The following is a 24,923-nucleotide window of genomic DNA, read 5'->3' as shown; positions in this document are numbered from 1 at the left end:
GATTTTCAGGGGCTCAGCCAGAACATGCCCCATGTGAAGAGATAACACTGTTTCCCAAAAGATCTCACGCCGAACTTGCCATCACCTGACGGACGTCAGGACCCATCGGCCTGACGCGTCGCTTTGTGAGAAGGGGGCCCCCGCGCCCCATCGTGGTCCCCAATATGTGCCCCAAGCGCTAAACTGCGGAAATGGTTGGCCCGCACACCCTGCACATCGTCTGCGGCCCCGCCGGAGCGGGCAAGACGACCTACGGCGAGCGGTTGGCCGCGCAGCTCAAAGCCGCCCTGGTCGACATCGACGTCGCCACCGAGCGCCTCGCGCGCCTGGTCCTGCGGGCGAACGGCCTGCCCGAAACCGACCGAGACTCCCCCGCGTTCAAGGCCCTGCTGCGCCAGCCCGTCTACGACACCCTCTTCGATATCGCCCGGCACAACCTCCCCCACACGAGCTGCGTGGTCGTGGGGCCCTTCACGCGCGAATGCCGTCTGCCAGGTTGGCCCGCGCAGCTCGAGGCCTCCTGTGGCGCGCCCGTCGACGTCCACTTCGTGACCTGCTCGGACCCCGTCCGCAAAGCCCGGATCGAGGCCCGCGGGAACCCACGGGACGCCGAGAAACTGGCCCACTGGGACGAGTACGTCGTCGCGTCGCACATCCCTCCCCCCGCTTTTCCCCATCGCCTGGTCCTCACCGACGAAACCTGAGCAACCGCGTGGCCACTGACATTCTCAAATACGTCTTCATCGCTGCGGGGCTCGTCGGCTTCGTGAGCGCCGTCAAGAAGTGGCGCCTGCGCCGCTGGCAAATGCAGCGCCTCCGCGGCCACGGCGCGCGCAAAGGCGGGCCTCCCGAGGCCACGGCCCGCGGCGCGCCGCCCGCCCCGCCCCCGGACGTCACGGGTCAAAAGGCCCCGTGAACGGACGCCGACAATCGTCGCCAAACTGTCATGGGACGCGCACACGATCACAATCGAGCGTGCGTTCAATGCTGCAGATGCCGCATTCGCACGCCTTGGCCCCCTCGTCCGTCCTTGCGGGGTACTTTTCCCCGCGCACCTGGCCCTTTTGGGCGTTCCACATCGCCGTGGTCACGGGGATAGCCGTCGGCGGGTGGTCTGGTCGGGGTGCCTTGCTTGCCGCGACCTCGTACTACGTACGCATGACGGTCCTGACCGCGGCCTACCACCGCTACTTCGCGCACCGCTCGTTCAAGACCTCCCGCTGGTTCCAGTTCTTGCTGGCGCTCGGCGCGCAGAGCTCGGCCCAAAAAGGCGTGTTGTGGTGGGCGGCCCATCACCGGTGGCATCACAAGCACTCGGATACCGCCCTCGACGTGCATTCGGCAAAGCAGCGGGGGTTCTGGTACTCCCACATCGGTTGGATCTTGGGTCCCGATTGGGACGACACCGATGAGTCCCGCGTCTCGGACCTCGCTCGCTACCCCGAGCTGAAGATCCTCGACCACCGGTCGGTCCGGCTGCTGCCGGCTGCCGCCCTGGCCGGGCTTTTTTACGCTTTCGGCGGCGGCTTCGGCCTGTTTTGGGGCTTCGTGGTGTCCACCGTGCTGCTGTGGCACGGCACCTTCACCATCAACTCCCTGTCGCACATGTTCGGCCGGCGGCGCTACGCCACGACGGACGACTCGCGCAACAACTGGCTGCTGGCCCTGATCACCACCGGCGAAGGCTGGCACAACAACCACCATCACTTCCAAAGCTCGGCCCGCCAGGGCTTCCGCTGGTGGGAGGTGGACACTACCTACTACGTGCTCAAGGCGCTCGCCGCGGTGGGGCTCGTATGGGATCTCCGGGCGCCACCCGACAAGGTCCTTGCGGCCACCGAAGACACGGCCGTGCTCACCGCACCCGCCGCCTGACGGGCGCACCTCCTCAGGGTGAATGCGACGCCCCGGCTGCGCCGCCTTGCCAACGGCGCAGCCGCCCGTCACCATCGCCCGATGCCCTCGCAGCCGCCCGGCCTCGGCCTCGACTTCGGAACCACGAACACCGCGCTCGGTTTTGCCGACCCGCAAGGCACGATAGAGCTACTCCCGCTGCCCGACGGGCAAGGCGGCTTAACGAACACCTGGCGCACGGTGCTCTTTTTCGAGGAGGGTCAGCCCCCCGCCGCCGGCGCCCCTGCGATTCAACGCTTCGTGGATACGGAGGGCGAGGGGCGCCTGGTGCAGTCGATCAAGTCCCACCTCGCGAGCGCCAGCTTCAAGCGCACCTTCATCATGGGGCGCCCGCTCACGCTCGAAGACCTCATTGCCCAGTACCTGCGGGCCCTCCGCGCAGGCGCACCCCAGCCGCTCGGGTCGCGTGTCGTGGTGGGACGGCCCGTGCGCTACTGGGGCGCCGAAGACGAGGCCGACGAAAGCCGCGCGCTCGCGCGCATGCAGGCAGCCCTGGCGGCGGCGGGGTTCGACGAGGTGGTGTTCGAGTTCGAACCCGTGGCCGCGGCCAAGCGCTACGCGGCCCGGCTCGACCACGAGGAGCTCATCGTGGTGGCCGACTTCGGCGGCGGCACCAGCGACTTCTCCTTGTTGCGTGTGGGCCCCGGGGCCACGCACGATCCGAAAAGCGCGCTGCTCGGCACCGCGGGCCTGGGACTCGGCGGCGACAGCTTCGACGCCCGCCTCATCGACGCCGCCGTTTCCCCCGAGCTCGGGCTGGGGACGAGCTACCGCGACGAATTCGGACGGCCCACACCCGTGCCTGCGGCTCTCTTCGGCAAGCTGCGCCGCTGGCACTACTTGTCGTTCCTGAAGGAGCCCACCACGTTGCGGCTGCTCGATCGCATCGAACAAGGAACGGACGTGCCCCAGAAGATTCAGCGGCTGCAAAGCCTCGTGCGTGACGAGCTCGGGCTGCCCCTTCACCGGGCCGTGGAGCGCACCAAAGTCAGCCTGTCTTCGTCGCCCGAGGCCTCGTTCCACTTCCCTTCCATCGACCTCACCGTCCCGCTCCGCCGCAGCGACTTCGACAATTGGATTAGCCCCGAGCTCGACGCCATCGATGGCGCCCTGGCGGCCATGCTCGAGCGGGCCGGCGTCGCGGCAAAGGACGTCGACGCGGTCTTCGCCACGGGAGGCTCATCGCTCGTGCCTGCCGTGCGCCAGACGCTGGCCGCCCGCTTTGGCGCCGAAAAACTCATGGGGGGTGAAGAGCTCACCTCCGTGGCCTGGGGCCTGGCTGCCTGCGCGCGTCAGGTGTTCGGGTGAACGGCCGGGGCCCCGTCCCCCCTCTCGACAACGCCCTGCCCCGCGGGGTAGACATGGCCGCACAATGAGCGCGGTGAACAAGCTATTTATCGAGAACATCGATGTCGCGGGCAAACGCGTCATCGTTCGTGTGGATTTCAACGTCCCCCTCAAGGACGGCGTGGTGGAAAACGACAAGCGCCTCAAGGCCTCGTTGCCCACCATCAAGTACCTGCGCGAAAAGGGCGCAAAGCTGATTTTGATGTCGCACCTTGGCCGCCCTGATGGCCAGCGCAAGCCCGACATGAGCCTGCGGCCCGTGGCCAAGGCCCTTGGCGACATCCTCGGCACCGAGGTGAAGTTTGCCGAAGACTGCGTGGGCGCACCCGCCGAGCAGGCCGTCGCGGCTTTGCAAAGCGGCCAGGTGTTGCTGCTCGAGAACCTCCGCTTCCACGCCGCCGAAGAGGCCAACGACCCAGGCTTTGCCAAGCAGCTCGCCGCCCTGGCCGACGTCTACGTCAACGACGCCTTCGGCACCGCACACCGGGCCCACGCCTCCACGGAAGGCATCACGAAGTTCGTCAGCCAGGCAGCCTGTGGCTACCTGATGAAGCGCGAGCTCGACTACCTCGGCACCGCACTCGCCAACCCGCAGCGTCCCTTCGTGGCGATCATCGGAGGCTCGAAGGTGTCGAGCAAGATTGACGTCATCCAGTCGCTGTTGCCCAAGGTCGACAAGCTCCTGCTGGGCGGCGGCATGACCTACACCTTTCTCAAGGCGCAAGGGCTCGAGATCGGCAGGTCGATCTTCGAGGCCGACAAGGTGGAATTCGCCAAGAGTTTGCTGGCTCAGGCGGGCGACAAGCTGGTGCTCGGCAGCGACTTCGTCGTGACCGACAAGCTCGACTTCGGAGGCCGCACCGTGGGCAACACCCAGATCGTGCCCCGCGATGGCATTCCCGCCGGCTGGGAGGGCGTGGACATCGGCCCCGAGACCATCGCCGAGTTCGAGCAGATCCTGACCACCGCCAAGACGGTGATCTGGAACGGCCCCGTGGGCGTGTTCGAGATCGACGCCACCGCCAAGGGCACCATCGCGGTGGCCGAGGTGCTTGCCAAGGCCACCGACGCCGGCGCCACCACCATCATCGGCGGCGGCGACTCTGCCTCGGCCGTCAAGAAGGCCAAGGTGCAGGACAAGGTCTCGCACGTGTCCACCGGCGGTGGCGCTTCCCTCGAGTTCCTCGAGGGCAAGGTGCTTCCGGGCGTGGCCGCTCTGACCGACCGCTAGCCTTCACGAAGGTCAGGTCAGACGGGCCGGTGGGATGTCCCCCGGCCCGTTTTTCGTGGGAAAGCCGCGCCCTGCGGGCGATGGGTTGCGTCCGCGCGCGCGGCTGAAGGAGTATGGGGAGTTCATGGGTTGGCTCGACAAGATCGCCTCGCGCATCGCCAACGAGCTCGAAGCGGAAGGGCCCGACCCCACGCTGCGGGCCGAGCTGGCCCTGGTCCGGGGCTTCGTGGACCGGGGTGATTTCGTCGAAGCCGCGTCGCGTTGCGACGAGCTCGTGCGCACGTGGCCCCGCGAACCCGAAGTTTTGGCCCTGGCCGGCGAGCTGGCGAGCGCCCGGCTCGATTTCGAGGCTGCCGTCACGTGGTTCGGTCGCGCCGTCGACGCGGACCCCACACGCCCTGCGCCTTACCTGGCGCTTGCCCAAGCCCTCCTTCCGCTCGCGCGCTTCGACCCGGCCCTCGAGGCCACCCGCCGCGTCTTTACGCTGAGCGACGAGCTGCCCGCGCCGGCCCGCCGGACGCTGCGCGCCGCGGCGCTCGTGCTGCGCGGCCGGGTGGCCCTGCGCCGGGGCGATCCCGAAGCCGCCTACCACGAGTTCGAGCGGGCCCTGTCCCTGGGTGCTGACGACGACGACCTGGCAGCCGATCTGGGACGTGCGCTGCTCCCCTCCGAACCCAGCGAGGGAGCGCGCTGGCTTCTGCACGCGGCCCGCGCGCCTGGCGCCACCGACGCCCTGGTGCTCGAAGCGGCCCGCGTCCAGCGTGCGCCCGGGGTGGCGGCTGCGCTCATCGCGGCGCACGTGCGCACGTGCGCCCCCACGGACCCGGAACCGCGCCTGGCGCTCGAAGCTCATGGATGTTTGCGCCTCGTGCAAGAAGGGCCGCCTGCACACGAGACCGCCCGCCAGCAGCTGGGGCCCCTCGGCGCGCGCGCCTTCACGCAGCTCGCCGCCGGGCCCACCGCGCTCACGCAAGAGGCCGTAGCCGACCTGGCCCGGGCGGCGGCCGGACTCGAAGATTACGCCTCGGCGCACGCCCTCGCCCAAGCCCTGCCCCCCACCTATCCCCACCTGCCGCCGCAGACGAGGACGGCGTACGCCCTTGGCACCTGTCGCAACGAAGCTTTGCACGCGTGGGCGGAAGCGCTTGCCCCCACCCACCCCGCCGAGGCCGCGCGCCTGCACGCCGCCCTCGGGACGCCCCCCGACCGGGAAGCCCTCACCGCGCTCGTGCACGAAGCGCCCTGCGAGACCGCGCGCCGCCACTGGGCCGAGCGGCTTGCCCCGGCGCCCGCCGAGGACGGCTCGGCCCTGGCCCTGACCCTTGCCTGCGAGCGCCTGGTGTCCCTGACCCCGGCGCTGGCCTCCCTGCTGCCCCCCCTCGCCCGGGTGCGCGCGCAGCTCGAACGCCCCCTCCGCGTAGCCATCGTGGGAGAGTTCAACGCGGGCAAGTCCTCGCTGGTCAACGCGCTCGTGGGCCACGCGATGGCGCCCGTGGGGGTCAAGCCCACCACGGCCACGCTGAACGTGTTTCGCCACGGCCTGCCGGGCGCTCACGTCGTCTACCGCACGGGACGGGTGCGAAGGCTCGACAGCGCTCAGGTGGCGGCGTTCCTCTCCACCTTGGCCGAAGACGATGCCGCTTCGATTGAAGACGTCGAGATCTTCATGCCCCACGCCACGCTCCAGCGTTTCGAGTGGATCGACACCCCCGGCCTCAACGCCGCCCGCGAGGCGCACGAGCGCACCACGCGGGCCTTCATGGGCACGGCCGATGTGGTGGTGTTCGTTTTGTCGGCCCAACAGGCCGCGAAGGCCTCGGAGAGGAGCGCGCTCGACGCTCTCGCCGAAGCGCGCACCCCGGTCGTGGCCCTGCTCAACAAAACCGACCAGCTCGAGCCCGAAGAGGTCCCGGGGGTCCACGCCGCCGTGGCCCTTGCCTTCGCGGACCGGGTGGTCGACGTCATCGACGCCAGCTTGCGAACGCCCGCCCAGGCCGAGGCCACCACGGAGGCCCTTCTCGGGTCCCTGTCCACCACGTGCGAGCCCCGTCTGCCGGCGCTCAAACAGCGATCCGCGCTGCACGCGCTGCAGGCCCTCGTGCACCAAGCCCTCGCCCGGCTCCCCTCCTCACCCCTCCCGCCCGCCACGCACCTCGAAGCCGAGCCACCCGCGTTCACTCCCCAGGACGTGAGCACCCTCGCCAGCGCGCTCACCCAGGCCCTCGCGGACCTCGCGTCCACCTGCCACGAGGCGGCCACGGCGGGAGCCGCCTTGTCTGAGGACGCCCTCGCGCGCGTGATGCTGCGGCGGTTGCGTACGGCCTTCGCCACCCTGCCCGCGCCCGGGCAGGAGGCTCGTTTTTGCGGGCAGCGCGACGTGTACCTCGCACAGACCCGCGGGCGTCTCGAGGCGGCCATCGCCGCCGAAGTGGCCGCGCAGGGACCGAGCATCTCCCGTGACGCCCGGCGCCGGACGCTCGAGCGCGCGCTCCCCGATCCGGAGCGCTTCTTTTGGGCGCCTCTGCGGCAAAGCCACGCCACCCTCGCCGAGACCCGCGCGGAGGCCCGCGCCCGTCTCCTCCGCGAACGGGCCGCCGCGGAGGCCCTCCACGAAGCCTGCGTCGTGCGGCCCCTCGCTGCGCTCACCGCCCGCCTCGACGAGGCCTGGCAGGCCCTCGTGCGAGAGCTCCCGGGCCCAGGCGGCCAGACCCACTGACTCGAGAGGGGGGCGAGCGGGCCCCGCCCGAGACCGGGCGCCGGCCACGTCCCCACGCTTCCGGGTTGACGCGCCCGGGATCTGATCCATTCTTGTATCCGGATTGAAGGATACATCAGCGAACCGTGCGCTTGCCAATCGGGTGCTGGCCTGGATGGGCGAGCTCGGGGACCTCACCCGGGTGCGGATGCTGCACGCCTGCGAGCAGCAGGAGCTCTCGGTGGCCGAGCTCTGCGCGGTGCTCCAGGTCCCTCAGTCCACGGCCAGCCGGCACTTGAAGGTGCTGGGGGAAAACGGCTGGCTGCGCGCACGGCGCGAGGGCACGAGCCGGTTCTACCAGCTGGCCAAGGACGAACTGGCGCCGGCCGCCCGCCGCCTGTGGAAGCTCGTGCAACAGCAATGCGCCGACGACGGCACGCTGCGGGACGACGACGCGCGCCTCGAACGGGTGCTGCGCGAGCGCCAAACCCAGAGCCAGGCGTTCTTCGCCACCAGCGCCGGACAATGGGATCGCCTGCGCACCGATCTCTTCGGCCCCACCTTCGATCTTTCGGGCTTCGTGGCGCTGCTCGACCCTGGCACCACCGTGGGGGATCTCGGCTGCGGCACGGGAAAAACCGCCGAGCTGATGGCAGCCTTCGTCCGCAAGGTGGTGGCGGTCGACGCCTCCGCCGCGATGATCAAGGCCGCGCGCCAGCGGCTCCGCGGCCACGACAACATCGAGCTACACCGGGCCAGCCTGGAAGACCTGCCCCTCGAAGACGCCCTGCTCGACGTGGCCTTCGTGAGCCTGGTGCTTCACCACGTGAGCGACCCCCTGCGCGTGTTCTCCGAGGTGGCCCGCGTGGTGCGGCCGGGCGGCCGCATCGTGGTGGTGGACATGCAGCAACACGAGCGCAACGAGTACCGGCAGCAGATGGGCCACGTCTGGCTCGGTTTTTCCCGCCCCCAGATCGTCTCGTGGTTCGAGGCGGCCGGCGTCACCCTCGTTCATCACGTGGCGTTGCCTCCGGAACCCTCGGCCCGTGGGCCTGGTTTGTTCGTGGCAACGGCCGCAGTACCCGAGCGCGCCAGCCCGCGCGCCCGCGAGACCCACACGGCCCGGCTCACCACCGCGCACGGTTGAAATTTCGGTAACCAGACAAGAGCAAGAGGAAAAAGGACAACACACGATGGCACGTTCACCCTACAAAGTCGCAGACATCAGCCTTCACGAACTTGGCCGCAAAGAGCTCCGGCTCGCGGAGCAAGAAATGCCCGGCCTCATGGCCCTGCGCGAGCAGTACGGCAAGGATAAGCCCCTCGCCGGACTCAAGATCGCCGGCTCTCTCCACATGACCGTGCAAACGGCCGTGCTCATCGAGACTCTGGTCGAGCTCGGCGCCGACGTGCGCTGGGCGTCCTGCAACATCTTCAGCACGCAGGACTCCGCGGCCGCCGCGGTGGTGGTGGGCCCCAAGGGGACCCCAGCCGAGCCCAAGGGCGTGCCGGTGTTCGCCTGGAAGGGCGAGACGCTCGAGGAGTACTGGTGGTGTACGAACGAGATGCTGACCTGGCCCGATGGCTCCGGCCCCCATCAGATCGTCGACGACGGCGGCGACGCCACGCTGCTCATCGTCAAAGGCGCCGAGTTCGAGCGTGAGGGCAGGATTCCTAACTTCGACGCAGCCAATGAACCCGAAGAATGGGGCGAGATCTTGAAGATCATGCGCCAGACCTTCGCCGAGAACCCGAAGAAGTGGAGCGCCTTCGCCGAGACCTGCCGGGGCGTGAGCGAAGAGACCACCACGGGCGTTCACCGGCTTTACGAGATGCAGAAGAGCGGCAAGCTGCCCTTCCCGGCGATCAACGTCAACGACAGCGTCACCAAGAGCAAGTTCGACAACCTCTACGGCTGCCGTCACTCGCTCATCGACGGCATCAACCGCGCCTCGGACGTGATGATGGCCGGCAAAGTGGCCGTGGTCTGCGGCTATGGAGACGTGGGCAAGGGCTGCGCGCAGTCGCTGCGCGGCCAGGGCTGCCGAGTGATCGTCACCGAGATCGATCCCATCTGCGCCCTGCAGGCCGTCATGGAAGGCTACCAGGTGCTGCGCCTCGAAGACGTGCTGGAGACGGCCGACATCTTCATCACCGCCACGGGCAACCGCGACATCATCACCACGGCTCACATGGCGAAGATGAAGGACAAGGCCATCGTGGGTAACATTGGTCACTTCGACAACGAGATCGACATGGCGGGCCTGGCCAAGGTGCCGGGGGTCAAGCGGATCAAGATCAAGCCCCAGTACGACGAGTGGGTGTTCCCTGACGGGCACAGCGTGCTCATCCTCGCCGAGGGCCGCTTGCTCAATCTGGGCTGCGCCACCGGACACCCCAGCTTCGTGATGAGCACCTCGTTCACGAACCAGGTCCTCGCCCAGCTCGAGCTCAAGCAAAAGCGCAGCGAGTACAAGAACGAGGTCTACGTGCTGCCGAAGAAGCTCGACGAGATGGTGGCACGGCTGCACCTCGGCAAACTGGGCGTTCGCCTGACCGAGCTCAGCAAGTCGCAGGCCGACTACATCGGCGTGGCCGCGGAAGGGCCATACAAGCCCGAGCACTACCGCTACTAGAGCGGCTGCGCACCCGGCTCGAACCCCCCGCAGGCGTCACGCCTCGCGGGGGTTTTTCGTTGGCGCGGGCCTTCTGTCAGGACGTCGGACCGGCGCCTTCGGCCGCGCGGCGGCGCTCGAGCTCGTGCTGAATCAAGGCCAGCTTCGGGCCCGTCAGCGAGTAAAGCCGCACGATCCCCGCGGCCGCCAGCGCGCAGGCCCCCGGAAGCACGCTCGAAAGCACCACGATCCCGGTCAACGCCGTAGCGCTTTGCTCTTGGTTCGGCACGTAACCCACGGACTGCAACAGTTTGCCGCTCAGCCAGCCCGCCACGCCACCGCCCAGCTTCACCGAAAAAGTCGCCGCGGCGAAAACGAGGCCCGTGGCCCGACGCCCGGTCCTCCACTCCGAAAAGTCAGCGCTGTCCGCAAACATCGCCCACGACAAAACAGACTTCGGACCCAACACCAGCGAGATCCCGATGTTCACGGCAAACATCGCCCACAGCGCGTCGCGGGGCACCATGTAAAGCACCCCACACAGCAGCGCAACGCCCACCATCAGGTACGTGAACAGCTGCTTCTTGTCGAAGTAGCGCGACAGCCAGGGGGTCAGGGCCGCGCCCACCGCGTAAGGCGCCTGCGTGGCCATGAGGAACCAGTAGCGCACGTTCTCGAGGTCTGCCGACGGAACCTGAGCGTAGTACTGGATGTAGTAGGCGAAGGCGTTGTTGCGAATGGCGATCGTGAGAATGACCACGAAGCCCAAAGCGAACAGTGTGAGCCAGGGACCGTTGCGAACGAGGTCGCCCAGATCCCGCTTCATCATCGGCTTTTGATGGGGAGGCGGGCTGACCCGCTCTCGGGTGGTCCAGAACGTCACGAAGAGCAACGCGACCGCCACGGCCCCCAAAACGATCATCGCTCGCTGCCAACCCGTGGCGGCGTCGCCCTGCCCGAGCCACGCGGCCAGCTTCGGGATGATGGGCATGAACAAGGTGCCGCCCGAAAACGCGCCCACCAGCTTCACAGTGGACACGGTCGTGCGCTTTTTCACGTCGGGCGTGATCACGCCCAGCATGGCGCCGTACGGGATGTTCGCCGCCGTGTACATGATCATGACGAAGATGTACGTCACGTAGGCGTAGACCAGTTTGCCCGCCTGATCGAGGTTCGGCGTGGTGAAGGTCAGCACGGCGGCGGCCGCCAGGGGAAGCGACATCCACAGCAAATAGGGCCGGAACTTGCCCCAGCGTGTCTTCGTGCGGTCCGCCAGCATGCCCATCAACGGATCTGTGACGGCGTCAGAGACACGCGTCACCAGAAGAATCGTTCCGGCCTGGGCGGGCGAGATGCCGAAGACGTCCGTGTAGAACAGCAGCAGCAGCGCCTCGAAGGTCTTCCAGTAGACACCAAAGCCTACATCGCCGAGCCCGTAGCCCAGCATCTCGGGCCAGCGCAGGGGGCGAACAGAGTCCGCACGAGGGGCGGGGGCGGGAGTGAGAGGCGGGTTCACCTCGCGTTGATAACACCGCAGGGCCACGATGCAAAGCGAAGCAACCCCGGCGAAGCCGCAAGAGCGTCCCCGGGGGCACGGCCAGGGCCTTACCTGCTGCTCTGCAGCAGCCTCCACACGCGGCATTTGGCTGAGCCCTTGCGGGCCGCCCAGGCCACTAAACAAACCAGCATGCCTGTTGCGTCGCGCCTACATTCGGTCGACCCTTCCGCCACGCTGTCCGCGTTTGCCGCAGTGGTCCTTCCCCTGGTGTCGTGGGGCTGCGGGGGCGATACCGGAGGCGGTGGGTCCGGCAATGGCAACGGCGCCGGGGGCAGTCCCCCCTCCAACAAGCCGGTCGTCATGGCTCCGCCCCCCTCGATGGACCCGGCGGCACCCGATTACCGTGACCCCCAGCTTCCCGGAGACGAGCTGCTCGCGTCCGAACCCCTCGTCGACACCGACCTGTTCGCTCTCGATCGGGTCCACCGCATCCACATCCGCCTGTGGCGTCACCGCCTGCGTGAGGTCGGCGACGAAGAGCGCGTGCCTTGCGACGTGAGCATCGACGGCCGCGTGATCACCAAGGCGGGCATCCGGACGAAGGGGTTCCGTGGTTCCGATAGCCGAGAAAAACCTGCCTTCAGTTTGAAGCTCAACGAGTTCGTGATGGGTCAGCGGCACAGCGGACTCGACAAGATCATTCTAAACAACGCCGTTCAGGATCCCACCTTCTTGAACGAAGCGATCGGATACGGTCTTTACCGCCGCGCAGGATTCGCGGCTCCGCGCGTTTCACACGCGGTGGTGTCCGTCAACGGCGAGTATTTCGGTCTTTACGTCGTCAAGGACGGGATCGACAAACAGTTCCTCACGCGTACCTTCGGCAAGGACGCCAACGACGGCAATCTCTACGAAGGCCAAGACGCCGACTTCATGGCCGACAGTGAAGGCATGGATCTCAAAAACGAGGTCGAGGAGATGCGGAAGCGCGATGATCTCGAGGCCCTCGCGGCAGCGCTTCGCTCGGCCACGGCAGCCACCGCGATGACGGCCTTGGCCCCGCTCATGGATGTGGAGCATGCGTTCCGTAGCTGGGCGATAGACGCCGTCGTGGGCCACTGGGATGGGTATTGGTACGGCAACAACAACTACTACGTCTATAGCCACCCCGACGGGCGATTCCGCATGATCCCCCATGGCATGGACTGGCTGTTTAGTGACGGGTGGCCCGACTACGAGCCGCGCGCCAACCAGGACCCCTTTTTGCGGGTGAGCGCCTCGCCGGCAGGCTCCGGCTCGAGCGCATTTGCAGGTCTCGCCGAGGCCGACGCGCCAAGCCGCGAACGCTACAAAAAGGCCTTGAGCTGGGTGGTCGACAACGCCCTCGATGTGCCCGACTTGCGCGCAGAGTTCCAGGAGCGCGCCAAGGCCATCGAAGCCTGGCCGCAGGACAAGGGCGGAACGAGGGTGGCCAATGACCTTGCGTCCTTTCGCATGCAGCTGCCCGGGGTGCTGGACTTGCTCGACAAACGCAAGGCGTTCCTGAAGACCAAGCTCCCGTGACCTTCGAAACGAAACACGCCCTCCCGGGCACTCGGCCCCAAGGGGAGGGCGTGGGGCGACCCGCGCCGAAGCGCTAGGTCACTTTCACTTCGCCGCGGGGGCTGCAGCCGCCGCAGCGCCAGGCTTCTCCACCAGCTCGGCGTCGACCTGGATCTTCACTTCGTCGCCCACCAACACGCCGCCGGCGTCGAGGGCCTTGTTCCACACGAGGCCGAAGTCCTTGCGGTTCACTTTGCCGGTGGCGCTCACGCCCCGAACCATCATGCCCCAGGGGTTCTTGAGGGGCTTGGTGGGGCCAGCCACATCCAGCGTCACTTCTTTCGTCACGCCGTTGATCATGAGATCACCCGTGACCTTGTACTTGTCCTTGCCCGCCTTCTTGATCTTCGACGATTTGAAGGTGATCTTGGGGTTCTTCTCGGCGTTGAAGAAGTCGGGGGCCTTGAGGTGCTCGTCGCGCTTTGGCTCTCGCGTGTCCACCGAATTGACATCGATCGAGACCTCCACGACCGACTTGGTCGGGTCCTTGTCGTCGAGGTTCACGAGCCCGTCCACCTTGTTGAAGGTGCCGCGCACGTCGGTGACCATCATGTGACGGACCGTGAACTGGGCCGTGCTGTGAGACGAGTCGATGGCCCATTCGCTGGCCTGGCTGGCCCCGGCCGAAAGGCCCGTGGCGACAAATACGGATGCAAGAACGAGAGATTTCATGATGTTTCCTCCGGAAGCGCCGCCGGCGCGCCGTGCGCTGCGGCCAATCGAACCAAGGCCCATTAGATGCGACTTCTGCACGGCCGTCACTCTTTGGGTGCAAGTTTTCACAAACCCGCCGCCGAAAACGCCCGTACCGGCCTGGTTCAGCGGCGAGCCTTGCGGGCCCGCCGGGCCATGTACGCCACCACGGCGCGCTCGACCAAAAGCACCGTCTTCGCCGTGGCGATGCGGCCCGAGGGCGTCACGGCCTCTTCGGCACGGGCGCGCAGGGCCTCCTGCACCTTGCGGGCAAAGGCCGGGTCGTTCACGAACACGTTCACTTCATCGTACACACCGTGAGACAGCGGCGTGAAGTTCGCCGAGCCCACGTCGCATACGCGGCCATCGATCACGATCGCCTTGGCGTGAACCACGCGAGGGTGCAAGTAGATCTGCAGCAGCTCCGGCCGCGCGGCCCGCGCCCGCAAAACGTTGCACGTGGCCCGGTTGATGTTCCCCATCACGTCTGCCCGTGACGAGGTGATGAGCGAGACGCGCACACCGCGCGTGATGGCTGCCAGCAACGCCTCGGTAAAGCGTGCATCGCCCAGGTACGCCATGGCGATGTCGAGAGACTCACGGGCGCTCCCGATCAGGGCCAAACGTTGACCCAACATGGGACAGGTCCCCGTGCCGTGTACCGCGCGGCTGTGGCAAAGAAAATCGAACGGACGTTCAGGTGAGAAGGCCTCGCGCTCTTCGAGCCGGGCACGCAAGCGTGACACCACGGCCCGCCCCTCCAGCTCCACCATGAAGTCGACCCACTCGTGGCAGTGCTCGTCACCGATGCCCATGCCGCCCAGGATCACCGCCTCCTCGTCGAACACCCACACCTTGGCGTGATCGAAGCGCTTCTGCGCGTGCTCGATCCGGATGTTGGGGTGGGTGAGGAGCGCTGCGGCTTCGGGCGAAGGCTGCTGGACGAGAGAGCCGCCCGTCGCATACGCCCGGTCCAAGAACCAGGTCTGCAGCCGCTGGTCGATGCCGATGCGCTTGTGAAAGAGGCTCTGCCGGGTGCCTCCGTGGTATTCGTAGCTGGCCGCCACGCGGTCTTTGTGAATGTCGATGCGCACGCCCCGATCGGCGGCCTCGAGCAACGCCCGCGCCACGGCCCGTCCCGTGTCGTCGTCCCGCCATACGAAGGCCCGCAGCTCGATGCGTTCCTTCGCCCCGGCGATGCGTGCAAGGATGCGTGCGTACGCGTCCACACCGTGGGCAAACACCCTTTGCCCCTCGGCTCCCGGCACCGGCCCCGCCGCCGCCTGACCGGCCGCATGATCCACCGAGGCGGCCGCAGCTTCCCCGGGCATGGCAACAAGTGCCCGCGGTGCGCCGATCGTCGTCCTCCAACCTTCCATCCGGGCGCCCTTAGTTACCTCATCTCGACATTCCCGGCAATTCCGGCTAGGAAGGTCGCGGTGAAGCTAAAGGATTACGTAACCTTAGGCAATCTGCTCGGGGGTTTCGCCGCGGTGGTGGCGCTGTTTTTGGGCTCTTTCGATTGGGCCTGCCTCCTCATCTACATCGCTTACGTGTTCGACGTACTCGACGGCCCGGTCGCCCGCCTCACCGGCCAGTATGACACCTTCGGCAGCGTGCTCGACGAGGTCTGCGACTACATCACGAACTCGGTGATGGCCAGCTTCGTGCTGTTCTGGGCGTTCTGGAAAAACGTTCAGTACCCGCTGCCCCTGGCGGCGATCATCGCTGCCTTTCCGCTTACGCTCGGAACCCTCCGCCAAGCGCGCTCGATGGACCGGCCGCTCTCGTACCCCTGCTACTGGCTGGGGCTGCCCCGGCCGGTGCTGGCCCTCTTTGCGCTTTCACTCGTGAACTCGAGCTGGTTCAACGCAAAAGCCGCGCCGTGGAACGTGGTGGCCCCCGCGTCGGTGGCTCTGCTCATCGTGGTGGGCAGCTTCTTTCACCTCTCCCGGATCCCCTTTCCCAACCACCAAAAGCGGCGCTTCATGGGACCCATGCGTTTTGGCAAATGGGTGTTCCTGGGGGGCTCACCCGTGATGTTCGTGGTCAGCGCCGCGCTGGGCAACGGACGGCTCGTCTACGACTACCTGGTGTTCCTCTTCGTGAGTTACGTCTTCTTTTCGTGGACCCAGATCCCGAAGGAAGATCTCCGCCGCATCCGCGCCTACATCGCCACGGGCACGCTGCAAAACCCCCTCGTGCACCGGGAAAGCAACTGGCGCCCGAAGACGCGCGTGCCCGCTCTCGAGCCCACGACGGACGCCACGGAATAAGCTGGTTCCGCGAAGAGCACACGCACGAAACCCCGAGACCTTGCGGTCACGGGGTCTACGCGGGCCAATCGCTGTTGCGGGAGCCGGAGCTCAGGCCGCAGGAACGTCGGTGCTGCTGCGCTTCGCCACGCGAACCAGCTTGTCGCCATCCTTGCGGAAGCCGACGCGGGTTCCCTTCGTGGGCTCCTTGGGGTCGGCCAGCATCACGTTCGAGACGTGAATGGTGCCTTCCTGCTCCACGATGCCGCCGCTCTGGTTTTGCTGGGTGGGTCGCTTGTGGCGCTTCTGCATGTTGATGCGCTGGACCACCACGCGGTCATCACCTTCGAAGCGAAGCACCTCGCCCGTCTTGCCCTTGTCCTTGCCGGCAATGACGACGACCGTGTCACCTTTACGAATGCGAGCGGGCATTACTTCGTCTCCTTGAAAGGAACGTGCTTGCGCGCCTTGGGATCGTATTTTTTGATCTCGATCCGATCGGGCTTGGTGCGCTTGTTCTTGGTGGTGGTGTACCGATACCCCGTGCCCGCAGTGGACTCGAGTTGGACGATGACGCGATTGCCTTTGGCCATTTGAAGACTCCGTGGACCCCACGTGGGTGCTGGGCGAACACGGTTCACCCCAAACCCTGGGCGGGCCGAAGGAAATGACATGGAAGCTGCCGAGGGTCAAGGGCTCGGCTGTGGATAAGTGGAGCGCGGCCCGCCGCGTCGCGCCGTGATCCTGACGTTCGGCAGGTGACTGCTAAGCTGCATCTGCTCGCCCGTGGGGCGGACGTTTTCCCCCTTCCTCCCTCATCTAAGCCCATGGACCCCTGCCCATGAAGGTTGGCCTTTTTGTCCCCTGTTACATCGACCAGCTCTACCCCGACGTGGCGCTCGCCACCTTGGAGGTGCTCGAACGGCGCGGGCTCCAGGTCGAGTTTCCTCCCGGGCAGACCTGCTGCGGGCAGCCCATGGCCAACACCGGCTGCACCGAGGCCGCGCGCCCTCTGGCCGAACACTTCCTGCGCCATTTCGCGCCGTACGATTACGTGGTTTGCCCCTCGGGCAGCTGCGTGTCGATGGTGCGGCACCACTACGACGAGTACTTCCCTGGCGACACGGCGTTCGCCAGCCTCAAGGCACGCACCTTCGAGCTTTGCGAGTTCCTGACCGATGTATTGAAGGTGGACACATGGACTGGCCGATTCCCCTACAAGGTGGGCTTGCACCAAAGCTGCCACGGCCTGCGGGAGCTGCACCTCGGCAAGCCGAGTGAGCTCATGAACGAAGCCCCGAACAAAGTCCGGCAGCTGCTCGCGGGCCTCGAGGGCCTCGAGCTGGTCTCGCTGGCGCGGCCCGACGAGTGTTGCGGTTTTGGGGGCACCTTCGCCGTGGCCGAGGAAGCCGTGTCGTGCATGATGGGGCAGGATCGGATCGCCGATCACAACCAGGCCGGAACGGCCGTGCTCACCGCCGCCGACATGTCCTGCCTCATGCACCTCGAAGGGATCTTGCGCCGACAAGGCCAAACGATCGCGGTGATGCACGTGGCGCAGATCCTCGCCGGACGGCCCGTGCCCCAAATCGTGGCGGGCGCGAGCGCTCTCGTACAACTAAGGAGGGCTTCATGAGCCCGCAGCACGACACGAGCCCGCAGCACGACACGAGCCCGCAGCACGACACGAGCCCTCGGCAGGACCACGCCCGCGCGGCCTCCGCCTTCGTTGCCAACCGCGGGCGCGCCACGTGGCACGACCAGTCGCTGTGGTTCATCCGGGAAAAGCGGGATCGCGCCGCGGCGTCGTTGCCCGAGTGGGAAACCCTGCGCGAGCGCGCGTCCCAGATCAAAGCCCACACCGTGGCGAAACTCGCCCACTACCTCGAAGAGTTCGAGGCCAATGCGCAGCGACTTGGCGTGAAGGTTCACTGGGCGGCAAACGCTGAAGAGCACAACCGCATCGTGCTCGGCATCTTGCAACAGCATGGCGTGCGCAAGGTGGTCAAGAGCAAGTCCATGCTCACGGAGGAATGCCACCTCAATCCTTATCTCGAACGCCACGGGCTCGAGGTGGTGGATACCGATCTCGGCGAACGCATCGTGCAACTGCGGCAAGAGCCGCCAAGCCACATCGTTTTGCCGGCGATCCACCTCAAAAAGCAGGATGTGGGCGACACGTTTCATCAGCACCTCGGCACGAAGGCCGGTGCCGACGATCCGCAATACCTCACCGAAAGCGCGCGCGGGCACCTGCGCGAGAAGTTCATGGCCGCCGATGCCGGCATCACGGGCGTCAACTTCGCGATCGCGGAGACCGGGGGCGTGGTCGTGTGTACGAACGAGGGCAATGCCGATCTCGGCGTGGCGCTGCCGAAGCTTCACATCGCGTGCATGGGCATCGAAAAGATCATCCCGCGCGCGGCGGATCTGGGGGTTTTCGTCCGGCTCCTCGCACGCTCGGCCACGGGACAGCCCATCACCACGTACACGTCCCATTTCCATGGCCCCCGCCCGGGGTGCGAGATGCACGTCGTGCTTGTCGACAACGGGCGCAGCCAGATTCGATCGAGCGACGAGTTTCGCCGCAGCCTCGCGTGCATCCGCTGTGGCGCGTGCATGAACACCTGTCCGGTTTACCGCCGCAGCGGGGGCCACAGCTACGGCAGCACGGTCCCGGGACCGATCGGTTCCATCCTCTCGCCGGCCATGGACGCCGAAAAACACAGTACGCTTCCCTTCGCTTGCAGCCTGTGCGGTTCGTGTACGGATGTCTGCCCCGTCAAGATCGACCTGCACCACCAGCTGTTCACGTGGCGCCGCGAGCTGGCGCTCAAAAAACTGGTGCCGGCCACCAAACGGTTGTCGATGAAGCTTTTGTCCTTCGTGCTTCAGCGCAGCTGGCTCTTCGCTCTCGGTGGCAAGTTGATGCGCAGGCTCGTGCCCAAGCTTCCGCGGGCGCTGCTCTACAACCGGTTCAACGCCTGGGGTCGGCAGCGCGAGCTTCCCCCCATGCCACCGCAGTCCTTCCGCGAGTTGTACGTCATCCGCAAGCGGGACGCGGCTTCCGCGCGTGAGCCCGCACGCGCAGCTCCGCCCGCCGAGCTGCCCTCGAAACCCTCACAGGGAGATGCCGCATGAGCGCCCGCGACGAGCTTCTGCGGGCCCTGCGGCAACGGGAACTGCCCGTACCCCCGCTGCCCAGCCTCGAAGGGCCCTGGATTCGCTACCCCGATGCCGTCGCCCAGTTCACGACGGCGCTCGGCAACGTGGGGGGGCGTGTGGTGCGCGTCGCGAGCGAAGACGAGGCGCGCGCCGAGATCGCGGCGCTTCCGGCCCTGGCTGGCGCCCAGCGGGTGTTGTCCTTCGTGCCGGGCTTTGCCCTGAAGGGGCCTGCGGCGGGGCCCGACCCCCACGCGCTCGAGGACGTCGACCTCACGATCGTGAGGGGACAGCTCGGGGTGGCCGAAAACGGCGCCATCTGGGTCACGGGCCTCGAGGGCCGGCTTCAAGCGGGCCTCTTCATCTGCCAGCACCTGGCCGTGATCTTGGACGCGGCCAGCCTCGTCCACAACATGCACGAAGCGTACGCCCGGATCGGCACTTTTGGCCCCGGGTTCGGCCTGTTCCTCGCCGGCCCCTCGAAGACAGCCGACATCGAGCAGTCCCTGGTCATCGGCGCCCATGGGGCCCGCTCGGCCCACGTCTTCCTCGTGGGCTGACACGTTCGAGGCGCCCTGGCGCCCCGCTCTGTCGTATCCTGAGATCGGTGGAATACGGAAGGCGGCCCAGACGCACGTTCGCGAGGCCCATTCCGAGGCCCATGCTGGTCCTCGTGTCACTCGGTCTTGCCAGCTGCGGGCGTGCCGAGCCCCCGGCCGCTTCGGTGACGGGCGCAGACCTCCGCTTTTCGTTCTTCGCCACCAGCCAAACCGGACTCATCAGCCTCGCCCCCGGGCCGGAGGGCTTCGGAGGCAACCTCGGGGGGCTCGCCGGAGCCGACGCCCTGTGCACCACGCTTGCGTCCCGGGGCGCCCCGGGCAACCGCAAAACCTGGCGCGCCTTCCTGAGCGTCGCGGCGGGTGACGAAGGCGCCCCCGTGCACGCCATCGACCGCATCGGTCCCGGCCCCTGGTACGACTTCAGGGGCCGTCTCCTGGCGGCGACGCGCGAAAACCTCATCGACGAAGATCATGCCCTGGGACGCCCCCGGGGGGGCGATCCCGCGCTCGCCGTGATGTTCACCGACGAAGGGGGGGATCCCATTTCCCCCGACCCCCTGCGCATCGACAACCACGATTTCCTGACCGGCTCCGACGAGCGGGGCCAGCTCTACGGCGATGAGGCCAGCACCTGCCTCGATTGGACGAGCGCCAACAACGACGACACGGTTCCGCCCCTGGTGGGCCACGCGTGGCCCCGCTCCGCCACCTCGGGGCGGCACTGGATCGCTGCCCACGTGGCGGGCGGCTGCGCGGCTGGCATCAACGTCGATCCAACCCGCGATTTCGAGGACGAGTCCGTGGGCGCCGGCGGCGGCTATGGCGGCATTTACTGTTTCGCCCTGTCCGAGTGAGGCGCCGTGACCCTCAGCTTTTCCCTGGCGAACCTCGAGCGCATGGAGGACCGGCGCGGCCTCTTCGGGCCCCCCTGCGGCGACGTGGTCTCCGCGTCGCTTGCGCGCTTTTTGCCCCCCGAGGGCCTCGTGCTCGAGATCGGCTGCGGCGCGGGGCAAAGCCGGGCTTGGCTCACGGAGGCCCAGCGCGCCCGGCTCGTGCACTCGGACATGTCAGCCGCGTTTACGGCCAAGCTCACGCGGCGCTGGCCCGACGCGCGGGGCCTCACCGCGGCGGCGGAGGCACTGCCATTCCGCGCGGGCTCCCTGGCGGCGGTCGTCGGCCTGTGCGCCTTCGACGCCGTGACCGCACCCGCGCGGGCGCGCGACGAGGTGGCCCGGGTCCTTGGCCCCGGCGGGGTGTTCGTGCACTGGCTCGACATGACCACGCACCTCGAGCCCGTCTTCGAAACGCTCGGCACTGAGAGTCTGGTCGCGTTCCCCAACTTCGTGGCCGATTACGCCCATGCCAAAGGCACCCTTGACGGCGTACCGTCGCCGCTGCGGGGGCACATCGAGGGCTTCCTGGATCCCCTGGATGATCTCGTCGTGCTTCCCAGCCAGAGCCTGAGGGACCTCGTCGAGCTCCTGCGCCGCGCGCGCGATCCGCTGGGGGACATGCTTTCGGCTTACGCGGATCGGTTTGCTGCGACGCCACCCGAACCTGCCGAGGCCGCACAAGCCTTCGTCGATGTGACTCATCACCCCGAAGCGGCTCGCCACCTCGGCCACGTGATGATGAGCCTCTTTTTGATGCTTTGGGAGCTCGCTCCGGCGGCCCACCTGGCCGCGGCTTTCCGGCCTGCTTCGTCGACCCGCCACTTCGCCGCAAGATTGGCAACGCTCTTCGGCAGCAGCGCCGGCTTTACGGTCCTTCACTCCGACGTGGTCTGCGCGCGACGAGCAGCCGAGCCTCCGCCCGATTGGCCCGCACCGTGGAGGTACTACACGAGGCGTGTAGGACATACGTGGGCCAGCTCCACCCCGCCGCCGGCGTTCGGCGTACCGGTCGCAACGTTTTCGGCTGCCCCTGCCCCCCGGACCCCGGCCCGTCCGCGAGGCTCCTCGTGGAATCGGGCGTGTTCACCTTCGTGGCGCGGCTTTCGTAAACACGCACAAACACGTCGTTCATGTCTTCGACACTTAGTTGAGCCCTTGGACGGCCGGGCAGGCACTAAGCCTGCCATGAGCGCGGATTCGCAGTTCGGTCAGGTGCGCACGGGGGACAGGAACGGGAGTGGGCGGAGCGGCTTTCTGCTCGCCGCCTTCGCGGTCGTGCTGATGGGCTGCCAGGCCAAAATCGCCGACGGCGACAGCGCGGATCCCGGCGTTCCCAACAGTCCCGGCACGCCCGGCAATCCTGGAAGGCCGGGAAGCCCGCCGGGGCTCGACCCCACGGACCCCGGCAACATGGCCCCCGCAGGCCCAGGCCCGAGTGCCGGCATCGTCCCCCCGCCGGCGGGCATGCGCCGCCTCACCGCCACACAGATTCGCAACAGCGTGAAGGATATCTTTGGGGTCACGCTCGGCAACGACGTGGCCTTCGACCCCGAGGATCTCTCCCGGGGCTTTTCGTCGATCGGGGCGCGGCTCGTCACCTCGTCGCCTGCCGCCGTGGACAAATATCAATCGATGGCCGCTACGGTCTCGGGAGCCGCCTTCGCCGCGGACAAACGACAGGCGCTCGTGGGTTGTGCCCCGAAGACCGCCTCCGAGCCCTGCATCAAGACCTTCATAGAGACCCTCGCGCGGCGCCTGTTTCGCCGTGCGCCCGAGCCCGCCGAGGTGGAACTCTTCACGGGCCTCGTCGGCAAGGTGGCGGAGCACCTGCAAGGTGATCTCTGGGGCGCGCTTCAGATGACGGTCGCCGGCATGCTGCAATCTCCGCACTTCCTCTACGTGAACGAAGCCGGTCGACGATCCGAAGAACGCAAAGATCCGCCGCTTCACCGGGTACGAGATGGCGGCCAGGCTTTCGTTTGCGCTGTGGAACAGCACGCCGGATGACGAACTGCTCGACGCAGCGGCCAGCGGGGCCTTGAACACCCAAGAGGGCGTGACCGCGCAGGCCAAGCGGCTCGTGGCCTCACCCCGCGGCCGCCAGGCCATGCTGGAGTTTGTCAAAGAGCACTTGAGCCTCGACAAGCTGGATGGCCTCGTCAAGGACACGGCGACCTTCTCGAACCTGCCCGCGGGCTTGTTCCCGGCCATGAAGCGCGAGATCGAAGAGAACTTCACGCACCTGTGGGACGAAAACCTCAATTTCTTGTCCCTCTTCGAAGGCAAGTCGTCCTATGTGAACGCGGAGCTGGCCTCGTTTTACGGACTCCAGAGTCCCAACGGCTCTGCCTTCCAAAAGGTAAGCCTCACGCCCCAAAGCCAGCGCCATGGGCTCGTCACCTTCGGCGGCCTGCTGGCATTGCACGCCTCTGACCGGCATACGTCCCCCACGTCTCGCGGCGTGTTCGTCTACGAACGCCTGCTCTGCAAGCACCCGCCCGATCCACCCGACGATGTAGCGCCTCTCGGCGATCAGCCCGAATCGCTCAAGAACCTGCCCATCCGCGAGCGACTGGCCAAGCATCGCGAAGATCCCGTTTGCGCCGGCTGCCACGCGTTCTTCGATCCCCTGGGCCTCGCGCTCGAGAACTACGATGCCGTGGGCGCCTACCGCACCCAGGACAAAGGCAAGCCCGTGGACGCCACCTGGGAACTCGATAACAAAAGCTACCAGGGCCCCGCAGACCTCGCCGCGTATCTGCGCGCCAACCCCGAAACCACCCGATGTTTTGCCAAGCAGGTGTTCCGGTCGATGGTGGGTCACGAGTTGTCCGACGCCAACCAAGGGTTGGTGGACGCTCTCGAGACGTCCTTCGCCTCCTCGAGCTACGCACCGGCGGCGCTCTTCGTGGCTGCGGTCTCGAGCGATGGCTTTCGGTTCGCATCCAAGGGGGAATGAAGACATGTCCAAGCGATTCATCGAACGCAGAACGGTCCTTCGCGGCGTGCTCGGCGGTAGCTCCGTGGCCATCGGCCTTACTCTTCTCGAGGGCATGCTCAACGGTAACGGCGACGCGCTCGCCCAGGGCACCGCGCTCGCCGCCCGCCCGTTTTTCATCAGCTGGTTTTCGGGAGGCGGCCCCCTTCCCAGCGAGTGGACCCCGAAGGAGACGGGGCCCGGCTACACGCTCTCGCAAACGCTGCAGGGCCTGGCAGCCACGAAGGAGTACGTCACCGTCGTGTCTGGCGGGATCTTCGACTTCGGCGGCCTCGCGCACTCCGACGGCCACCCCGCGGCCGTTTCGGGAACCTTTTCTCACGAGCACAAAGGCAAGTCGCGCGGCGGCGGCCCCACGCTGCCGTCCATCGATCAGATCGTGGCCGACCAGTTCGAGGGCGATGGGTCACCGATCAAGTCCATGCAGCTCGGCATCCATCCGGTGGGTCCCTACAAGGGGGGAACCTCGTTTCGTGGCTCTGGCCAGCAAGCGGGACAGTTCATGTCGGCCGAGACGGATCCCGGGCGCGTCTTCAACCGCCTCTTCGGGGGCGGCCTGCCCACCCCGCCCCCCCCGCCCACGCTGCCGCCCGCCGGCGGCAACATGCCCGCACCCAAGATGCCCGACCACAAGCGAGCCACGGTCAGTGTGCTCGACGCGGTCCTGGAACACGCCAAGTCCCTCGAGACCCGGCTGAGTGCCCCCGACAAGGTCCGTCTCGACGCTCACCTGTCATCAATCGAAGCCATCGAAAACCAGATCAAGCAGACGATTCCCCCAGAGACCCCGCCTGGGACTCCCGTCGATGCGCCACCTCCCATGCCCGGCAACGATCCCACCACCGTCAAGTGTGAAAAGCCTGCGGCGCCCGGCAGCCCCAACAACGATGCCACCCGCCACGCGATGATGTCCGACCTCATGGCCATGGCCCTCTCGTGTGGGATCACGCGCGTGTTCTCCATGGAATGGTCGGCCGCGCAGTCTGAAGCCGTGTACCCGCAATACACGACGATGAACCATCATCGCGTGAACCACTACGACCGTGACAACACCAACAAGATCGCCCGCTACATCGTGGACCAGTTCGGGGTGTTGCTGAAGAAGCTGAAAGACACACCTTACGGCGCCGGCAATCTGCTCGACAACACGGCCGTTTACCACACGTGGGAGTACATGGACGGGGGGCAGCACTCCCTCGGCAACCCTCATCCCGTGCTGATCTGCGGGCGTGGCGGCGGCAAGCTCAAAGCCGGCGTGCACCACGCGATGAGCCGCAGGGACAACATGAGCAAGGCCTGTTTGACGGTGCTGCGCGGAATCGGCATCAACGCCCCGAGCTTCGGCGAAAAGACCGTGAGCGGCGATGCCAAGGCCACCGAAATCATCCCGGGCTTGCTCACCTGAGTGAGCGCGGCCGCAGCGAAGCCCCCTTCGCTGCCTGCATTGCGACGCCTGCACT

Annotated in this window: 22 protein-coding genes; 17 read left to right on the top strand and 5 right to left on the bottom strand. The window is 67.0% G+C overall.

Features of this window, described 5'->3' with window-relative positions; all coding sequences use genetic code 11:
* Nucleotides 1-191 precede the first annotated feature (191 nt).
* From KA712_14395 to ahcY, 8 genes are all read left to right on the top strand, one after another.
* Nucleotides 192-704, top strand: coding sequence for an ATP-binding protein (locus KA712_14395; protein ID MCG5054151.1), 513 nt, complete (start codon nt 192-194; stop codon nt 702-704).
* Nucleotides 705-712: 8 nt separating this feature from the next.
* Nucleotides 713-916: a hypothetical protein gene (locus KA712_14390; GenBank protein ID MCG5054150.1), complete on the top strand. Its 204-nt coding sequence runs from the start codon at nt 713-715 to the stop codon at nt 914-916.
* 77 nt (nt 917-993) lie between these two features.
* Nucleotides 994-1,875, top strand: a complete 882-nt coding sequence (locus KA712_14385; protein MCG5054149.1) for an acyl-CoA desaturase — start codon at nt 994-996, stop codon at nt 1,873-1,875.
* Nucleotides 1,876-1,893: 18 nt separating this feature from the next.
* Entirely contained in the window at nt 1,894-3,222 is a 1,329-nt protein-coding gene (locus tag KA712_14380; GenBank protein MCG5054148.1) for an Hsp70 family protein, read from the top strand.
* A gap of 73 nt (nt 3,223-3,295) precedes the next feature.
* Nucleotides 3,296-4,492, top strand: coding sequence for a phosphoglycerate kinase (locus KA712_14375; protein ID MCG5054147.1), 1,197 nt, complete (start codon nt 3,296-3,298; stop codon nt 4,490-4,492).
* Nucleotides 4,493-4,526: 34 nt separating this feature from the next.
* Entirely contained in the window at nt 4,527-7,208 is a 2,682-nt protein-coding gene (locus KA712_14370) for a dynamin family protein (protein ID MCG5054146.1), read from the top strand.
* Between the two features lie 154 nt (nt 7,209-7,362).
* A complete protein-coding gene (locus KA712_14365; GenBank protein MCG5054145.1) occupies nt 7,363-8,334 on the top strand; it encodes a metalloregulator ArsR/SmtB family transcription factor in 972 nt (323 codons plus the stop codon).
* A gap of 46 nt (nt 8,335-8,380) precedes the next feature.
* Entirely contained in the window at nt 8,381-9,823 is a 1,443-nt protein-coding gene (ahcY, locus tag KA712_14360; protein MCG5054144.1) for an adenosylhomocysteinase, read from the top strand.
* A gap of 76 nt (nt 9,824-9,899) precedes the next feature.
* Here ahcY and KA712_14355 read toward each other — a convergent pair whose 3' ends face one another.
* The gene (locus KA712_14355; protein MCG5054143.1) at nt 9,900-11,318 is read right to left on the bottom strand and encodes an MFS transporter; all 1,419 of its coding nucleotides are present in this window, start codon (nt 11,316-11,318) and stop codon (nt 9,900-9,902) included.
* Between the two features lie 171 nt (nt 11,319-11,489).
* Here KA712_14355 and KA712_14350 point away from each other — a divergent pair, with 171 nt between their 5' ends.
* The gene (locus KA712_14350; GenBank protein ID MCG5054142.1) at nt 11,490-12,863 is read left to right on the top strand and encodes a CotH kinase family protein; all 1,374 of its coding nucleotides are present in this window, start codon (nt 11,490-11,492) and stop codon (nt 12,861-12,863) included.
* Nucleotides 12,864-12,947: 84 nt separating this feature from the next.
* Here the strand turns inward: KA712_14350 and KA712_14345 are convergent, their stop codons facing one another.
* Together KA712_14345 and KA712_14340 are read right to left on the bottom strand one after the other, a co-directional pair.
* Complete coding sequence (locus KA712_14345; GenBank protein ID MCG5054141.1) at nt 12,948-13,574, bottom strand: YceI family protein; 627 nt, start codon at nt 13,572-13,574, stop codon at nt 12,948-12,950.
* Nucleotides 13,575-13,720: 146 nt separating this feature from the next.
* The gene (locus KA712_14340; GenBank protein MCG5054140.1) at nt 13,721-14,926 is read right to left on the bottom strand and encodes a phosphatidylserine/phosphatidylglycerophosphate/cardiolipin synthase family protein; all 1,206 of its coding nucleotides are present in this window, start codon (nt 14,924-14,926) and stop codon (nt 13,721-13,723) included.
* Nucleotides 14,927-15,034: 108 nt separating this feature from the next.
* Between KA712_14340 and KA712_14335 the strand changes: the two genes are divergently transcribed.
* Nucleotides 15,035-15,871 carry a CDP-alcohol phosphatidyltransferase family protein gene (locus KA712_14335; GenBank protein MCG5054139.1) on the top strand — a complete coding sequence of 279 codons (837 nt, stop codon included), beginning with the start codon at nt 15,035-15,037 and terminating at the stop codon, nt 15,869-15,871.
* A 90-nt stretch (nt 15,872-15,961) separates the two neighbouring features.
* Here KA712_14335 and rplX read toward each other — a convergent pair whose 3' ends face one another.
* Both rplX and rpmG read right to left on the bottom strand, forming a co-directional pair.
* Nucleotides 15,962-16,282 carry a 50S ribosomal protein L24 gene (gene rplX / locus KA712_14330; protein MCG5054138.1) on the bottom strand — a complete coding sequence of 107 codons (321 nt, stop codon included), beginning with the start codon at nt 16,280-16,282 and terminating at the stop codon, nt 15,962-15,964.
* Nucleotides 16,282-16,443: a 50S ribosomal protein L33 gene (rpmG, locus tag KA712_14325; protein ID MCG5054137.1), complete on the bottom strand. Its 162-nt coding sequence runs from the start codon at nt 16,441-16,443 to the stop codon at nt 16,282-16,284. The genes rplX and rpmG overlap by 1 nt, the downstream gene beginning before the upstream one ends.
* Nucleotides 16,444-16,691: 248 nt before the next feature.
* Between rpmG and KA712_14320 the strand changes: the two genes are divergently transcribed.
* The 7 genes from KA712_14320 (at nt 16,692) to KA712_14290 (ending at nt 24,868) form a co-directional block, all read left to right on the top strand.
* Nucleotides 16,692-17,486: a (Fe-S)-binding protein gene (locus KA712_14320; GenBank protein ID MCG5054136.1), complete on the top strand. Its 795-nt coding sequence runs from the start codon at nt 16,692-16,694 to the stop codon at nt 17,484-17,486.
* Nucleotides 17,483-18,991 carry a lactate utilization protein gene (locus tag KA712_14315; protein ID MCG5054135.1) on the top strand — a complete coding sequence of 503 codons (1,509 nt, stop codon included), beginning with the start codon at nt 17,483-17,485 and terminating at the stop codon, nt 18,989-18,991. Before KA712_14320 ends, KA712_14315 begins: the two co-directional genes overlap by 4 nt.
* Nucleotides 18,988-19,572 carry a lactate utilization protein gene (locus KA712_14310; GenBank protein ID MCG5054134.1) on the top strand — a complete coding sequence of 195 codons (585 nt, stop codon included), beginning with the start codon at nt 18,988-18,990 and terminating at the stop codon, nt 19,570-19,572. Before KA712_14315 ends, KA712_14310 begins: the two co-directional genes overlap by 4 nt.
* A gap of 101 nt (nt 19,573-19,673) precedes the next feature.
* Complete coding sequence (locus KA712_14305) at nt 19,674-20,426, top strand: hypothetical protein (GenBank protein MCG5054133.1); 753 nt, start codon at nt 19,674-19,676, stop codon at nt 20,424-20,426.
* A 6-nt stretch (nt 20,427-20,432) separates the two neighbouring features.
* Nucleotides 20,433-22,472 carry a DUF1595 domain-containing protein gene (locus tag KA712_14300; protein MCG5054132.1) on the top strand — a complete coding sequence of 680 codons (2,040 nt, stop codon included), beginning with the start codon at nt 20,433-20,435 and terminating at the stop codon, nt 22,470-22,472.
* Nucleotides 22,426-23,424 (top strand): DUF1592 domain-containing protein, encoded by a 999-nt coding sequence (locus tag KA712_14295; GenBank protein ID MCG5054131.1) that lies wholly within the window; start codon nt 22,426-22,428, stop codon nt 23,422-23,424. Before KA712_14300 ends, KA712_14295 begins: the two co-directional genes overlap by 47 nt.
* 4 nt (nt 23,425-23,428) lie before the next feature.
* Nucleotides 23,429-24,868, top strand: a complete 1,440-nt coding sequence (locus KA712_14290; protein ID MCG5054130.1) for a DUF1552 domain-containing protein — start codon at nt 23,429-23,431, stop codon at nt 24,866-24,868.
* Nucleotides 24,869-24,923: the final 55 nt, after the last annotated feature.

It is taken from the genome of Myxococcales bacterium (assembly GCA_022184915.1).
In the GTDB taxonomy this organism is placed as follows: domain Bacteria; phylum Myxococcota_A; class Polyangia; order Fen-1088; family Fen-1088; genus JAGTJU01.
Note: the sequence above shows the minus strand (reverse complement) of the source record. Positions and strands in the feature narration are given on the sequence as shown.

Excerpts from the sequence above, each read along its gene's own strand:
- KA712_14365 (MCG5054145.1), top strand. The coding sequence starts at position 7,363 with ATGGGCGAGCTCGGGGACCTCACCCGGGTGCGGATGCTGCACGCCTGC.
- KA712_14345 (MCG5054141.1), bottom strand. The coding sequence starts at position 13,574 with ATGAAATCTCTCGTTCTTGCATCCGTATTTGTCGCCACGGGCCTTTCG.
- KA712_14295 (MCG5054131.1), top strand. The coding sequence starts at position 22,426 with ATGGCGGCCAGGCTTTCGTTTGCGCTGTGGAACAGCACGCCGGATGAC.
- KA712_14395 (MCG5054151.1), top strand. The coding sequence starts at position 192 with ATGGTTGGCCCGCACACCCTGCACATCGTCTGCGGCCCCGCCGGAGCG.
- KA712_14350 (MCG5054142.1), top strand. The coding sequence starts at position 11,490 with ATGCCTGTTGCGTCGCGCCTACATTCGGTCGACCCTTCCGCCACGCTG.
- KA712_14290 (MCG5054130.1), top strand. The coding sequence starts at position 23,429 with ATGTCCAAGCGATTCATCGAACGCAGAACGGTCCTTCGCGGCGTGCTC.
- KA712_14305 (MCG5054133.1), top strand. The coding sequence starts at position 19,674 with ATGCTGGTCCTCGTGTCACTCGGTCTTGCCAGCTGCGGGCGTGCCGAG.
- KA712_14370 (MCG5054146.1), top strand. The coding sequence starts at position 4,527 with ATGTCCCCCGGCCCGTTTTTCGTGGGAAAGCCGCGCCCTGCGGGCGAT.
- rplX (MCG5054138.1), bottom strand. The coding sequence starts at position 16,282 with ATGCCCGCTCGCATTCGTAAAGGTGACACGGTCGTCGTCATTGCCGGC.
- KA712_14340 (MCG5054140.1), bottom strand. The coding sequence starts at position 14,926 with ATGCCCGGGGAAGCTGCGGCCGCCTCGGTGGATCATGCGGCCGGTCAG.
- KA712_14385 (MCG5054149.1), top strand. The coding sequence starts at position 994 with ATGCCGCATTCGCACGCCTTGGCCCCCTCGTCCGTCCTTGCGGGGTAC.
- rpmG (MCG5054137.1), bottom strand. The coding sequence starts at position 16,443 with ATGGCCAAAGGCAATCGCGTCATCGTCCAACTCGAGTCCACTGCGGGC.
- KA712_14310 (MCG5054134.1), top strand. The coding sequence starts at position 18,988 with ATGAGCGCCCGCGACGAGCTTCTGCGGGCCCTGCGGCAACGGGAACTG.
- ahcY (MCG5054144.1), top strand. The coding sequence starts at position 8,381 with ATGGCACGTTCACCCTACAAAGTCGCAGACATCAGCCTTCACGAACTT.
- KA712_14315 (MCG5054135.1), top strand. The coding sequence starts at position 17,483 with ATGAGCCCGCAGCACGACACGAGCCCGCAGCACGACACGAGCCCGCAG.
- KA712_14320 (MCG5054136.1), top strand. The coding sequence starts at position 16,692 with ATGAAGGTTGGCCTTTTTGTCCCCTGTTACATCGACCAGCTCTACCCC.